Raw genomic sequence first — 14,349 nt, forward strand, 5'->3', positions numbered from 1 at the left:
AGCCGCCGCACCTGACGGCGTGCGCCACCCCCTCTCACGACACCGGCCGTGCAGGACGTCGGCGATCCGGCCCTCACCCTGACCACGTCGGGTCACTTCATGTGCAGGCACGGCTGCGGGGTCACGTGGTCGTCGCGCGGAGGCAGTGCCGCGGCCGACTCCCGGCAGCGGGCGGACGTGTTCCGCGCCGGGCAACGGAGCCGCGGGCGCGCCTGGGCGGGGATGTCGGGAGCGTCGCCTAGGGTGCTGGTGCACCGAGAGGATCCATCCTGAAGCGTCCGAACGTTCCCGTCTTCCAGCCCCGTCGCACCGTCCACGGGGCCCTCGGCGCGCTGTTCGGATTCGTGATCGTCAGCGTGCTGGCGGGGCTGCTCGCGACGATCGTCGTGGCTCCGGCGGTCGCGCTCACCGGGGCGGCCACCTCGGGAACGATCTCGGCGTTCCAGTCGCTGCCGAGCTACCTCGAGGTCGGCGAGCTGATGCAGAAGACGGACGTCTACGCGGGCGACCCCGAGGACCCGACGCTCCTCGCCTCCTTCTACGACCAGAACCGCATCGAGGTCGCCGCCGACCAGATCGCGGCGCCGGTCTTCGACGCCCTCGTCTCGAGCGAGGACCCGCGCTACTACGAGCACGGCGGCATCGACCTGCAGGGCACCCTGCGCGCCGTCGCCAGCACCTACCTCCTCGACGCGGCGCCGCAGGGCGGCTCGTCGATCACGCAGCAGTACGTCAAGAACGTCCTCGTGCAGAAGGCCGAGTCGATCAGCGACGAGACCGAGCGCGCGGCGGCCTACGCGGAGGCGACCGCGACCACTCCCGAGCGCAAGCTCAAGGAGATGCGCCTCGCGATCGGGGTGGAGAAGGAGTACTCGAAGGACGAGATCCTCCTCGGCTACCTCAACATCGCCCTCTTCGGCGGCACCGTCTACGGCATCGAGGCCGCGGCCGAGTACTACTACGGCGTCGACGCGGCCGACCTCTCGGTCGGGCAGTCCGCCGCGCTGCTGGCGATCGTCAACAACCCGGAGAAGTTCCGCTTCGACCGCCCCGACGACCCCGACAACGGCGAGGCGAACGGCTACGCGCTGACCACGAGCCGACGCGACTACATCCTCGACCGGATGCTCGAGTACGGGAAGATCGACGCCGCGACCCGCGACGCCGCGAAGGCCGCGCCGATCGAGCCCGTCATCACTCCCCCGTCGACCGGCTGCCAGACCGCGGGCAGCGCCGCCTACTTCTGCGACTACGTCTCGCACGTGCTGCGCAACGACCCGGCCCTCGGCGACACCGCCGACGAGCGCTACGCGGCGCTCAAGCGCGGCGGGCTCAAGGTCTACACGACGATCGACCTCGCCATGCAGGACACCTCGGCGCAGGTCATGGCCGACCAGGTGCCCGCGACCGACCCGCGCTTCGACGTCGGGGCCGCGGCCGTCGGTGTGGAGACCGGGACCGGGCGGATCCTGAGCATGGTGCAGAACAAGAAGTACAGCCAGGACCCGGAGCAGATCGCCTCGGCCGACGGCGCCGAGTACTCGGCGATCAACCTCTCGGTCGACGCGGCCTACGGGGGCGGCAACGGCTTCCAGCCGGGCTCCACCTACAAGGTCTTCACGCTGATGGAGTGGCTGCAGGACGGGCACACCCTGCTCGAGCAGTTCGACGCGAAGAACAAGAACTGGACCGGCTTCCAGGACAGCTGCGAGGGCCCGCAGGACTACGGGGTGTTCAATCCGAACAACAACGGCGGGCAGATCTTCCCCGCCTCGCTGAACGCACTGGAGTCCACGATCGACTCCATCAACACCGGCTTCGTCGGCATGGCACACCTGCTCGACCTCTGCGACATCCGCAAGACCGCGGAGGCGTTCGGCGTGCATCGCGCGGATGCGACCCCGTTGCTCGAATCCCCGGCGACCGTGCTCGGCACGAACGAGATCGCCCCGCTGACCATGGCCGTCGCCTACGCGGGCGTCGCGAACGACGGCCGGACCTGCAGCGCGGTGGCCATCGACTCGATCGTCGGGCCCGAGGGGCAGGACATCGAGGCGCCCGCCTCGACCTGCACGCAGTCGACGACGACGGCCGTCGCCCGTGCCACGCAGTACGCGCTGCTCGAGGTCACCTCGCAGGGCACCGGTCAGGCGGCGAGCCCCGGCGACGGCATCGAGCACATCACCAAGACCGGCACCACCGACGGCGCGGCCGACGGCTGGACGCTCGGCGCCTCCTCCGAGGTCGCCCTCGCGGTCTGGGTCGGCAGCATCTCCGCCCTGAACGACGCCGGCAAGCGGATGGCGCTCGATTCGATCGACTTCGACAGCGGCTCGGCGATCCTCGCGCGGCACCGGATCTGGAATCCGGTGATGACCGCGTTCGACCGCGAGTACGGCGGCTCCGCCTTCGCGAAGCCCGACCAGTCGCTGGTGAAGGCGCCGATGGTGACGATCCCGGACGTGACCGGGAAGAGCGTCGACGCGGCCGTCAGCGCGCTGAAGGCGGCGGGGTTCGTGGTCGGCGGGATGAGCCAGGTCGACTCGTCGGTGCCCGAGGGCCAGGTCGCCGGGACGGACCCGTCGGCCGGGACCTCGGTGATCCGCGGTACGGAGATCGGCGTGCGGATCAGCACCGGCTCGACCGCGACGAGCCCGCCGCAGCCGTCGGTCTGAGCCTCAGCGCGCTCCGCCGTCAGTGGTGGAAGCGGTGCACGACCGCGTGACCCCTGCCGCGGCCGATCAGCCAGCGGTTGACCGGCGTCGTGACCACGAAGGCCAGGGCGAGTGAGCCCACCAGGGAGCCCCAGAACAGGCCGCTCGCGAGACCGGCGTCCATCGCACCGGGGATCGCCAGCATCGCCGTGTTGTCGATGACCTCCATCACGGCGATCGAGACGGTGTCCGCGGCGAGCGCGATGCCGACGGCGGCGCGCCAGGAGACCCCCGCGCGGAGCACGCCGCGCATCGTCAGGGCATAGCCGAAGGCGAAGGCGAGCACGATGGAGAGGACGACGGTGCCGAGGTTGTGCAGCCCGAGTGCGGTGCCGAGCACCATGCCGAGGACCTCGCCGATGGCGCAGCCGGTGAGGCAGTGCAGGGTGGCCGTCGCGGCGGTCCGCCAGGACGTCGTGGCGGAGGACGTGTGCGTGCTGTGGTCGTGCGCGGCGTCGGTCATCGGTGCTCCCTCGGTGTCGGTCACCGTGGTGCAACATACCCCCGGGGGGTATATTCCCGCGGCGGGCGATTCCCTGTGACCGAGGGGTCAGAGCTGGACGGCGGCGGCCGGCAGGAGGCCGAACTCGACCAGCTCGGCGTCGGTGAGGAGGCGGCTGCGGATCATGAAGCGCTTGCCCTCGGGGGCTTCGACGCTGAAGCCGCTCCCCCGCCCGTCGACCAGGTCGACGGTGAGGTGGGTGTGCTTCCAGTACTCGAACTGCGTCCGCGACATGTAGAACTCGATCGGGGCGAGCCCGTCGACGTGCAGCGTCTCGACGAGCACGTCGGACGCTCCCGTGCGGAACATCCCGACCGGGAAGCACATCGGCGAGCTGCCGTCGCAGCACCCGCCGGACTGGTGGAACATCAGCGGCCCGTGCAGCTCGCTCATCCTCCGCAGCATGCCGGCTGCCGCCTCGGTCACGTCGACTCGCGTGCTGTCCATGGGCGGTGTCCTCTCGGGGTGGTGTGTCGGCGGGGGGTCTCGATACGCCCGCTGCGCGGGCTGCTCGACCAGCACGGAAGGGCCCGCAACCGCGGGAAGCGCGACCCGGATCCCGGGTGCGAAGCGGAGCGAGGACGCCTTGCTCCCGCATCCGCTGGAGGACGTGGGTCTCGATACGCACGCGATGCGGGCTACTCGACCAGCATGTCCGCGGCACGTGCGAAGCGGAGCGAGCGCCACCACCGCGTCCGGGCGGGGCGGCAGCAGGGGAGAGCGCGGAGCGCGAATCCGCGTGCCAGCGGATTCGCGGAGCGCGACGCTCCCCGCTCCACTCGGCGCGACCACCTCGGTCAGCCGACCGCGGCGGTGACGACGAGCGGAGCGAGGAATCGCCGCACAGCGGCTCAGAAGAAGCCCATCGGTCCTTCCGCGTAGGAGACCAGGAGGTTCTTCGTCTGCTGGTAGTGGTCGAGCATCATCTTGTGGTTCTCGCGGCCGATGCCGGACTGCTTGTAGCCGCCGAAGGCCGCGTGGGCGGGGTACTGGTGGTAGGTGTTCGACCAGACGCGGCCGGCCTCGATGGCGCGGCCGGCGCGGTAGAGCTGGGCGCCGTTGCGGCTCCAGACTCCGGCGCCGAGGCCGTAGAGGGTGTCGTTGGCGATGGCGATGCCGTCGTCGAAGTCCTCGAACGAGGTGAGGGCGAGGACGGGGCCGAAGATCTCCTCCTGGAAGATGCGCATGGAGTTGCGCCCCTCGAAGACCGTCGGGTTGACGTAGTAGCCGCCGCTGAGCTCACCGCCGAGGTCGGCGCGGTCGCCGCCGATGAGCAGCTTCGCGCCCTCCTGCTTGCCGATGTCCATGTAGGAGAGGATCTTCTCCAGCTGGTCGTTGGAGGCCTGCGCGCCGATCATCGTCGAGAGGTCGAGCGGGTTGCCCTGCTTGATCCGGCCGACGCGCTCGAGTCCGTCGCCGACGAAGTCGTCGTAGATGGACTTCTGCACGAGGGCGCGGGAGGGGCAGGTGCAGACCTCGCCCTGGTTGAGGGCGAAGAACGAGAAGCCCTCGAGCGCCTTCTCGTAGAAGGAGTCGCGCTCGGCGGCCACGTCGGCGAAGAACACGTTGGGGCTCTTGCCGCCCAGCTCGAGCGTGACCGGGATGAGGTTCTCGCTCGCGTACTGCATGATCAGGCGGCCGGTCGTCGTCTCCCCGGTGAAGGCGATCTTGCGGATCCGCGGGTGCGAGGCGAGCGGGGCGCCGGCCTCGATCCCGAAGCCGTTGACGATGTTGAGGACGCCCGCGGGCAGCAGGTCGTGGATGAGGTCCATCAGGACGTGGATCGACGCGGGGGTCTGCTCGGCGGGCTTCAGGACGATGCAGTTGCCGGCGGCGAGCGCGGGGGCGAGCTTCCAGACCGCCATCAGGATCGGGAAGTTCCAGGGGATGATCTGGCCGACCACGCCGAGCGGCTCGTGGAAGTGGTACGCGATGGTGTCGTGGTCGATCTCGGAGACGCCGCCCTCCTGGGCGCGCAGGGCGCCGGCGAAGTAGCGGAAGTGGTCGATCGCGAGCGGGATGTCGGCGGCGAGGGTCTCGCGGACCGGCTTGCCGTTCTCCCAGGTCTCGGCGACCGCGAGCAGCTCGAGGTTCGCCTCCATCCGGTCGGCGATGCGCAGGAGGACGTTCGCGCGCTCGGCGGGGCTGGTCTTCCCCCAGCTCGGGAACGCCTTCCAGCCTGCCTCGACGGCGCGGTCGACGTCCTCGGCGGTGCCGCGGGCGATCTCGCAGAAGGGCTTGCCGGTGACGGGGGTGATGTTCTCGAAGTACTGGCCCTTCGCCGGGGTGACGTACTCGCCTCCGATGAAGTGGTCGTAGCGCGAGCGGAACGAGGCGACGGATCCCTCCGTGCCCGGGTTGGCGTAGACCGTGGACTCCGGTTCCTTCGGTGCCTGGTCGGCTACCGGGTCGGCGTACAGCGTCATGTGGACCTCCATCGACGTCGTTGTCGGGTGAGTGCGGGGTGTCGCGCTCGGTCCGACCGTACGTCGCGGGAGGTTGCACACCGTTGCACGGCCGCGACGACGGACACGTCGGCCGGGTGCCGGTCAGCGCTGCTCGGCCTCGAGCTCCTCGAGGTGCGCGACGATGCCGGCGCGGCGGGGCGAGCGCCGCGGCAGGATCCGCAGCAGCTCGGCCCAGACCTCCACGTCGTCGTGGCCGTCGGGTCCGTGCGCGTAGGCGAGCAGCGTCTCGGCGGCGGCGCTGGTGAGCACGGTGGCGCGCACGCGGGCGCGCAGCTCGTCGGCGATGGCGCGGACACCCGGCGCCTCGGAGCCGGGCAGCGGGGCGCCCGCGTAGGCGTCGAGGGCCAGCCGGTGCGCGCCGCGGTCGAGCAGGCCGACCACCTGGCGCGCGTCGAGGTCGACCGGGCTGGCGAGGCGGTACGGACGCGAGAGCGGGACCAGCCGCGGGAGGCGCGGCTCGAGGATCCGGCGCAGGCGCACCATCTCGGCACGCACGGTGACCACGGCGTCCTCCCGCCCGTAGAGCAGCTGGGCGAGCACCTCGGCGGACAGCCCCGCTCGGTGCCAGGCGAGGAGGGTGAGGATCTCGGCGTGCCGGGTGGAGAGCTCGAGCTCGACGCCGTCGGCGGTGACGACCCCGGTCTCGCGGCCGAGGACGCGCAGGCTCGGCGCGCGGGCGGCCGCGGGCCGCGGGTGCGCGCGGCGCGGGCGCTGCAGCCGCTGCACCATCAGCTGGCTCTCGACGGCCGCCGCGGTCGCCTCCATCAGCGGCAGGGTCTGCGGGGCGACGACCTCCGCGCCGCCGGTGATGTCGATGACGCCGAGGATCTCGTGCGTCTCGGGGTCGTGGATCGGCACCGCGGTGCAGCTCCACGGGTGGACGAGGGAGGCGAAGTGCTCGGCGCCGTGGATCTGCACGCCGTGGTCGAGCACGAGGGCGGTCCCGGGGGCGGAGGTGCCGACGTCGGGCTCGGCCCAGGCCGCGCCCTCGACGAAGAGCATCCGCTCGGCGGAGCTCTTCAGCGCCTGATCGCCGTCGATCCAGAGCAGCCGCCCCAGCGCGTCGCCGACGGCGACGAGAACGCCGCTGTCCTCATCGGCGTCGCGGACGAGGAGGCGCCGGATGACGGGCAGCACCGAGGCGAGCGGGTGGCCCATCCGGTACTCGCGCAGCTCGTCGCTCGAGAACGACAGCGGGGCGGTGAGCCGCTCGGGGTCGAGGCGGTGGCGGCGCGCCCGCTCCCAGGACGCCTCGACCAGCGGGCGGCGGCGACCGCTGCCGGGCAGGGCGAGCCAGGGGTTGGTCATCGGATCCGCCCCTCGTCGTCGATCGGTGAGGCGCTCGGGCGCCGCGGCAGGGCAGAGGCTACTCCGCGAGGCTCGACGGCGCCTCAGGCGCGGGACTCGAGGCCGATGCCCGGCGCGCGACGCCCCTCCCCCGGCGCGCGGGCAGCGCCAGGAGCAGCACGGCGAGCATGAGCACCGCGACGCCGACGACCGCCTCGGCCGTCAGACGCTCGCCGAGCAGGGCCACGCCGAGGAGCGTCGCCGTCGCCGGCTCGACGAGGGTCAGCGTCGAGACCGTGGCGGCCGGCAGGAGGCGCAGGCCCCGCGCGAAGAAGGTGTAGGCGACCGCGACCGTCACGACTCCGAGCCAGAGCACGGCCGGGACGGACCCCGCGAGACTCGCGGGACCGCCCACCAGCAGCACCGGGAGGGCGAGCAGCGCGGCCGTGCCGAACTGCGCGCCCATCGCGGCCACCGGGCTGAAGCCGCGCTCGAGCAGCAGCTTGCCGCAGACGGCGTAGAGCGCGTAGGAGGCGCCCGCCCCGGCCGAGCCGGCGAGACCGAGTGCCGACACTCCGCTCGCTCCGCCGCCGGTGAGCAGCCCCGCGAGCAGCACGACGCCGACCGCGGCGAGCGCCGTCGAGACGAACCAGCGCGGACTCGGGGCGGTGCGCAGCACGAGCCACTCGAGCAGCCCGGTGAAGGCGGGGGCGGAGCCGAGCGCGACGATCGTGCCGACCGCGACGCCGTTCTGGGCGGTGCCGGTGAAGAAGGCGGGCTGGTAGGCGGCGACGCCGGCCGCGCCGAGGAGGACGAGCAGCACCGTCGAGACGCGCAGGCGGCGCCGGGGGCGGCGGGGAGCGCGTGCCGTCTCGACCCCGAGCAGGGCGGCCAGCAGCGCTCCGCCGAGCACGATCCGGGCGGCGCCGAGCAGCAGCGGATCGACGCCCTCCGCACCGAGCGACTGCGCGGTCCCGGTGGTGCCGAAGCAGACCGCGGCGAGGACGATCGCGCCGATGGCGGAGCCGCGTGACCCCATCTCCGCCCCGTCCCCGCGGCCGATCGACGCGCGGGCTCCAGTCTGGCAGCGGCGGACCTCCCGCCGTTCAGCTTCCGGGACCGGGATGGCGGTACGGTCGAAGCGAAGGCGGGTGGAGCATGGGCATCGCGGAACCGTTCGACGTGGAGAGCTACCGTCGCAGCGCGCACGGCAGCCTCCACGACCACTTCTCGATCCGCGAGTTCGAGGAGGCGCCGCTGGATCGCGAGGCGATCGTCGCGTCCGCCTACCTCCGCGCTCTCGAGCACGCTGCCGTCGTGCGGGTGCTGCCGCTCGCTCGGGCGCACCCCGACCCCCGGGTGCGGACGTTCGCGACGACCTGGGCCGCCGAGCGGCACCGCATCGCCGACGCGCTCGGCGAGGTGCTGGCCGCCTCGCCGCGGATCCGCGGCGTCGACACGACCCCGGCCGAGCCCCGCCCCCGGCCCCGGCTGCTGCGAGACCGGTCCGCGCGGCTGCTCGCGGGGCCGATCGCCCTCGCGCTGGCGGTCGACGCGCAGATCGCGCTGCACGCCTACCGCCGGCTGGCGCGGCTGTCGCTGCACCCCGAGATGGAGCGGCTCGCCGAGACGATCGCGGCGATCCTGGAGCGCCACGCCGACTTCTTCGGCGAGCTCGCCGGGGACACGATCGGTCGGCCGCTGCGGCGCCGGGTCGTCGCGGCCGCCGTGCTCGCCGCGGTGCGGCTGCCGGTGGGCGAGGCGGCGCTGCCCGAGGAGCTGGCCCGCGAGGGACGCGAGCTGGTCTTCGGCCGCGACGACGGCGGGCTCGACGGGATCGACGCGGGTGTCGTCGCCCTCTATGCGCTGCCCTGCACGGCGGCGCGACGGCTGCTGCGGCCGCACCGGACGCTGCCGCTGCGCGCGGCGGTGCAGGCGGGTCGGATCGGTGCCGACGTGGTCGCGGGGGTGCGGGAGCTGCGGCTGCTGATCGCGGACTGAGGCGGCGGCGATCCCGGGAGCCGGGGTCGTCGAGGACGGTCTCCGCGCTACGCCGATTCCCGCTGGACGAGGCTGACGGGCAGGATCGGCTGCCGGTCGACCTCGCGTCCCTGCAGGACGGCGACGACGGTCTCGGCAGCGATGCGGCCCATCTCCGCGAGGGGCTGGCGGATGGTCGTGATCGGGGGGTCCGTGGTGGTCGCGATGACGACGTCGTCGAAGCCCACGACCGAGACGTCCGTCGGCACGCGTCGTCCGGCTGCCCGGAGGACGTGGATCGCGCCGTGCGCCATCAGGTCGGAGGAGGCGAAGACGCCGTCGAGGTCGGGATAGCGCTGCAGGAGGCGCACCATCGCGGTCACACCGCTCTCGACCGTGAACGCACCGTGCGCGAGGGGCGTGTAGTCGATGCCCAGGTGCTCCAGTTCGTCGCGCCAGCCGCGCAGCCGCTCACGAGCGGGCTTCATGTCGTGGGGGCCGGAGATGATGCCGAGCCGGCGACGGCCGGACTCGGCCAGCACTCGCGCGGCGAGCCGTCCGCCCCCGTAGTTGTCCGCGTCGATCACGAGCGCGTCGTCCGCGAGGGCGACACGCGGTCGGCCCACCCAGGCGATCGGCGCGGGAGAGTCCGCCAGCTCCTGCGTCACCTGCGTCATCTCGTTCTGCAGGATCACGATGGCCCCGTCGACCGCGCGCGTGCGGAGGAGCCGGGCGACGCGGCCCCTGTCGTCGTAGTCCGCGGGCAGCAGGACCGGCTGGACTCCCTGCGCGTGCAGGCTCGCCGCGGCGCCCTTCAGGACCGCCGTGAGGATCGTCCCGGGCAGGCGGTCGAGATCCTCGAAAGCGACGATCAGCGCGATCGAGCCCGCGCGTCCCCCGCGAAGCATGCGCGCGGCGCCGTTCGCCTCGTAGCCGAGCTGCTTCGCGGCACGCTCCACGGCGGCGGTCATGCCGGCGTCGACGTTGGTCCTGCCCGCGAGCACTCGAGCGGCGGTCGCGCGCGACACCCCCGCGATGCGCGCGACGTCCACCAGTGTCGGTTCAGCCATCGCCTGTCCTTCTGTCGAGGAGGAGCGACTGTCACGGCGTCGCGGGAGCGCCACGAGTCACCGTCCTGTGCTCCGAAGACACAGGATGTCAGAGTTCGATTCGTGCACTGTCAGGTGACGCCGAGAGGTCGCTGACGCGGCGGGACGCAGTCCCGCGTGATGTCGGATTTCCCCTCCCGCCGAAACACCGGCGTCACCTGCCTGGGGTACGGTGACCGCCGGGGTTCGCGAGGAGACGCATGCACGGAGGACGACGGCTGGCACGGCGCCTCGGCGTCGGCGCCCTCGCCGCGCTCGTGCTGGCGGTCGGCGCCGGGATCCCGGTCTACGTGCTGCCCGCGACCGATCCGGTCCCCGAGCACGCCGACGCGGTCCTCGTCCTCGGGCCGCCCACCCGCGCGCGCACCGAGCTCGGCCGCGACCTCGTCGAAGCGGGCGTGGCCGACACCCTGGTGATCTCGGTCTGGGCCTCGGATCTCGCCGCGGCTCCCGGCGAGAACGACGTCGTGGCCTGCGACGAGCCCGACATGGACGTGATCTGCTTCACCGCCGACCCCGGGACGACGCAGGGCGAGGCGCGCGCCCTCGCCGACGACGCGCGCGCGGACCACTGGGGCAGCGTCGTCGTCATCACGCAGACCCCGCACATCGCCCGGGCGCGCCTGCTGCTCGGCCGCTGCTTCGACGGCGAGCTCTCGATGGTGTCCTCCGGCGAGCCGTACACCTTCGGCGACTGGGCCTACGAGTACGTCTACCAGACCGGCGCGTTCGTGAAGGCGCTCGCGGACCCGGCCTGCTGACCGGACCCGCGCCGGCCCGGGCCGCTCAGCCCAGCAGCTCCCGCACGTCCTCCGCGGTGATGCCGCCGGTGGCCGCCGCGCCGTCGTCGGACATGACGGCCGCGAACAGGGCGGCCTTCGCCTCCTTGAGCGCCATCACCTTCTCCTCGATCGTGTCCTTCGCGACGAGCCGGTAGACCATCACCGAGCGGGTCTGGCCGATCCGGTGCGCGCGGTCCACGGCCTGCGACTCCGTCGCCGGGTTCCACCACGGGTCGAGCAGGATGCAGTAGTCGGCCTCGGTGAGGTTGAGGCCGAAGCCGCCCGCCTTCAGCGAGATCAGGAACACGCCCGCCTCGCCGGAGCGGAAGCGGTCGATCACCTCGTCGCGCTTCTTGGTGGCGCCGTCGAGGTAGGCGTACTCGACACCCGCCGCGTCGAGCCGGCCGCGCACCCGGCCGAGGAAGCGGGTGAACTGGCTGAAGACCAGCACCCGGTGCCCCTCGGCGAGCGCGTCGGCGAGGAGCTCGTCGAGCAGGTCGAGCTTGGTCGACGGCACGGTGGCGTGCGCCTCGTCGACGAGGGCCGCGTCGAGCGCGACCTGGCGGAGCACGGTGAGCGCGCGGAAGATCGCGAAGCGGTTCTTCTCGAAGTCGCCGATCAGTCCGAGCACCCGCTGCCGCTCGCGGGCGAGGTAGGTGTCGTAGACCTTCCGCTGGCGGGTGCCGAGCTCGACCTCGATGGTCTGCTCCTGCTTGGGCGGCAGCTCCGTGGCGACGAGCTCCTTGGTGCGGCGGAGCATCAGCGGGCGGATGCGGCGCCGCAGCTGGCTGAGGCGCTCGGTGTCGGCGTCGCGCTCGATCGGCTTCTGGTAGTACTCGGCGAAGCCGGCCGGCGAGGGGAAGAGGCCCGGAGCGACGATCGACAGGAGCGACCACAGCTCCATGACGTTGTTCTCCATCGGCGTGCCCGTGATGGCGAGCTTGAACGGCACGTCGAGGCGCCGGGCGAGCTGGTGGGTGGCCGACTGGCGGTTCTTGACGAACTGCGCCTCGTCGAGCAGGAAGCCCGACCACTGGATGCCGGCGTAGGACTCGTAGTCGAGGCGGAACAGGGCGTAGGAGGTGACGACCAGCTCGGCCTCGCCGATCATCGTCGAGAGCGCCTTGCGCTTCTTCTTCGAGGTCTCGTCGATCCCGACCACGCGCAGGCCGGGGGCGAAGCGCTTGGCCTCGCCGACCCAGTTGGGCACGACGCTCGTCGGGGCGACGACGAGGAACGGGCGCGGCGAGGTGCCCGCGCTCTCGGCGGCCGCGCGCTGCTCCTGCATCACCCGGGTGACGAGCGCGAGCGACTGCACGGTCTTGCCGAGGCCCATGTCGTCGGCGAGCACGCCGCCGAGCTGGTTGTCGTAGAGGAAGGACAGCCAGTCGTAGCCGAGCTGCTGGTACGGCCGCAGCTCGACGGCGAAGCCCTCGGGCAGGGCGCGCGACTCGAGGGCGCCGGTGGCGGTGAAGCCGGAGAGGCCCTCGACCGAGCGGCGCCAGGCCGCGGCCTGCGCCTCGACGACGCCGAGCTCGACCAGCTCGTCCCAGAGCGAGGACTGGAAGCGGCTGATCCGGAGCGTCTCGCTCGGGTCGTCGGAGAGCTCGCGCGCCTCGGCGATCAGCTCGCGGAGGCGGCCGAAGCGCTCGTCGTCCAGGGCGAAGTAGACGCCGCTCGGCAGCACCATGTACTCGTCGCCGCGGGCCAGGGCGAGGAAGATCTCCGCGAGCGGGACCGCCTCGTCGTTGACCGTGACCGAGATCTCGAGGTTGAACCAGTCGCGGCTGTCCGGCTGGGCGACCGTCTGCACGGCGACGACCGGGGCCGTCTCGGCCTCGCGGTACTCGACGCGCTGGCCGATCTCCTCGATCTCGACGGTGCCGAGCTCGCGCAGGCGCTCGACCTCGCCGGTGAGGAAGCCGACGGTCTGCATGCCGCGCAGGTCGAAGGTCGGGCGGAGGCGGCGGCTCGAGGGCGAGACCAGGGCGGGCGTCGACTCCGGGTCGATGCCGGCGCCGCCGAGGGAGTCGAGGATCCGCTGCTCGGCCTCGGCGTCGCGGTAGCCGGACTCGTCGTCCAGGCGGAGCGGCAGGCGCTCGGCCTCGGTGCCGCGACCGCCCTCGATGCCGTAGCGCCACCACCAGGAGCCGCGCAGGCCCGCGCCCTCGGTGTGCTCGAGGGTCAGGCCGAGGCGCGGCTCGGGGACGGGCGGCGCCTCGAAGGAGCCGTCGCGCGACACGATGTCGAAGAGGCGGTGCAGGCGCTGGTAGTGCTCGGTGAGGAAGGCCGACTCCTCCTGCTCCGGGATGCGGATCGGCTCGCTGCTCCAGAGGAAGGTGCGCGCGGAGGAGACCAGCGGGGCGGCGAACGGCACGAGCGTGACGGCCTTGCCGCGCAGCTCGTCGCCCTCGTCCCAGGTGTAGAGGCCGACGGCGGGGTCGCCGATGAAGCCGAAGTGCTCGGGCGCCGGGTGGTCGCCGATCGCGACGAGCGAGCGCAGCTCGAGGCCGGCGGGGGTGCGGGTGACGTCGATCGAGGCGGTCGCGGTGGTGTCCAGGATCTTCAGCGGGGTCTGGTCGCGGTCGCCCATGACCAGGCCGATGCCCGCGCGGACGGCGCCGTGCAGGGCCGCCCAGATCGCCTCGCTCCGGCACTGGTCGAGGTAGAGCCAGGTGTCGGGCGAGTAGTAGCTCGAGGCGCTGTGCCCCGAGAGCAGGCCCTGCATCTCCCGCACGACGTCGATCTGGCGCTCGTCGTAGTCGTGGCTGTAGTGCAGGTAGCCGAGGTCGCGCCAGCTGGTGCCGGTGCGCACCCAGCGGTCGCGGTCGCCCATCCGCACCGGGCGGACGCCGAGGCGCGGGCGCGGCTCGGGCGGCGGACGGTAGCTGTTGTAGCGGCCGGGCGGGCGGCGCACGGGCTCGCCGGGGAGGAGCTCGAACTGGAGGCCGAGCGGGATGCCGGAGTGCGAGCGCTCGGCGCCGGCGAGCAGCGGAGCGAGGGCGCTGCGCCACTCCGGGACCGCGTCGACGGCGGCCTCGCCGGGGAACGGGCCGCTCAGGGCGCCCTCGCGCTCGCGGCGCAGCGCCTCGATCAGCACGGCGGCGACGTGCTTGCACTCGTGCTTGACGGGGCAGCTGCAGGCGCCGCCGAGGAGGATCGAGTGGTCGCCCTCGTCGCGCAGCTGCACGCTCACCGCGTAGGGCGAGCGGCCGGAGCCGCGGACCTGGCCGAAGAGCCGGGTGCGGCCGCCGAACCACTGCAGCTCGGCGACGCGGCCCTCGTCGGCGTAGGCGACGCCCTTGTCGAGGGCGGCCGAGCCGACGAGACCCCGGATGTCCTGCTCGCTGAACGGCTCGCGACCCGCTGCCCCGGGCGCGGCCGAGGGCGGCAGCACTTCCTCGGGGGGACTCCGGCGGGCCATGGACCTCACACTCTCCGCGCACCGACCGGAGCGCATCCGTCCATTCAACCCGATTCCGGAGGCGCCGTGAGCCGCGGGGCGGG

10 protein-coding genes are annotated in these 14,349 nt (G+C 72.8%); 3 read left to right on the forward strand and 7 right to left on the reverse strand.

The annotated features are described in order from the left end of the window. Positions 1 to 344 precede the first annotated feature (344 nt). The gene (locus GTU73_RS16275) at positions 345 to 2,675 is read left to right on the forward strand and encodes a penicillin-binding protein (protein ID WP_160090704.1); all 2,331 of its coding nucleotides are present in this window, start codon (positions 345 to 347) and stop codon (positions 2,673 to 2,675) included. 19 nt (positions 2,676 to 2,694) lie between these two features. Here GTU73_RS16275 and GTU73_RS16280 read toward each other — a convergent pair whose 3' ends face one another. The 5 genes from GTU73_RS16280 to GTU73_RS16300 all read right to left on the reverse strand — a co-directional run bounded on the left by GTU73_RS16280 (position 2,695) and on the right by GTU73_RS16300 (position 8,010). Beyond that, positions 2,695 to 3,201, reverse strand: a complete 507-nt coding sequence (locus GTU73_RS16280) for a DUF4396 domain-containing protein (RefSeq protein ID WP_244231673.1) — start codon at positions 3,199 to 3,201, stop codon at positions 2,695 to 2,697. Positions 3,202 to 3,264: 63 nt separating this feature from the next. Beyond that, the gene (locus GTU73_RS16285) at positions 3,265 to 3,663 is read right to left on the reverse strand and encodes a DUF779 domain-containing protein (RefSeq protein ID WP_123736755.1); all 399 of its coding nucleotides are present in this window, start codon (positions 3,661 to 3,663) and stop codon (positions 3,265 to 3,267) included. Positions 3,664 to 4,067: 404 nt separating this feature from the next. After that, positions 4,068 to 5,642 carry an aldehyde dehydrogenase family protein gene (locus GTU73_RS16290; protein ID WP_160090705.1) on the reverse strand — a complete coding sequence of 525 codons (1,575 nt, stop codon included), beginning with the start codon at positions 5,640 to 5,642 and terminating at the stop codon, positions 4,068 to 4,070. A gap of 123 nt (positions 5,643 to 5,765) precedes the next feature. Next, positions 5,766 to 6,992 carry a helix-turn-helix domain-containing protein gene (locus GTU73_RS16295; RefSeq protein ID WP_160090706.1) on the reverse strand — a complete coding sequence of 409 codons (1,227 nt, stop codon included), beginning with the start codon at positions 6,990 to 6,992 and terminating at the stop codon, positions 5,766 to 5,768. Positions 6,993 to 7,050: 58 nt separating this feature from the next. Next, positions 7,051 to 8,010, reverse strand: a complete 960-nt coding sequence (locus GTU73_RS16300) for an EamA family transporter (RefSeq protein ID WP_160090707.1) — start codon at positions 8,008 to 8,010, stop codon at positions 7,051 to 7,053. A 119-nt stretch (positions 8,011 to 8,129) separates the two neighbouring features. Here GTU73_RS16300 and GTU73_RS16305 point away from each other — a divergent pair, with 119 nt between their 5' ends. Beyond that, positions 8,130 to 8,972, forward strand: a complete 843-nt coding sequence (locus tag GTU73_RS16305) for a ferritin-like domain-containing protein (RefSeq protein ID WP_160090708.1) — start codon at positions 8,130 to 8,132, stop codon at positions 8,970 to 8,972. A gap of 47 nt (positions 8,973 to 9,019) precedes the next feature. Here the strand turns inward: GTU73_RS16305 and GTU73_RS16310 are convergent, their stop codons facing one another. Next, positions 9,020 to 10,021, reverse strand: a complete 1,002-nt coding sequence (locus GTU73_RS16310) for a LacI family DNA-binding transcriptional regulator (protein WP_160090709.1) — start codon at positions 10,019 to 10,021, stop codon at positions 9,020 to 9,022. 239 nt (positions 10,022 to 10,260) lie between these two features. Between GTU73_RS16310 and GTU73_RS16315 the strand changes: the two genes are divergently transcribed. Beyond that, complete coding sequence (locus GTU73_RS16315) at positions 10,261 to 10,821, forward strand: hypothetical protein (protein WP_160090710.1); 561 nt, start codon at positions 10,261 to 10,263, stop codon at positions 10,819 to 10,821. Between the two features lie 25 nt (positions 10,822 to 10,846). On the opposite strand, the gene GTU73_RS16320 is transcribed toward GTU73_RS16315, so the two are convergent. Next, on the reverse strand, positions 10,847 to 14,266 hold the full coding sequence (locus tag GTU73_RS16320) for a DEAD/DEAH box helicase (RefSeq protein ID WP_160090711.1): 3,420 nt from the start codon (positions 14,264 to 14,266) through the stop codon (positions 10,847 to 10,849). Positions 14,267 to 14,349: the final 83 nt, after the last annotated feature.

The sequence above is a fragment of the Rathayibacter sp. VKM Ac-2804 genome (assembly GCF_009866655.1).
Lineage (GTDB): Bacteria > Actinomycetota > Actinomycetes > Actinomycetales > Microbacteriaceae > Rathayibacter.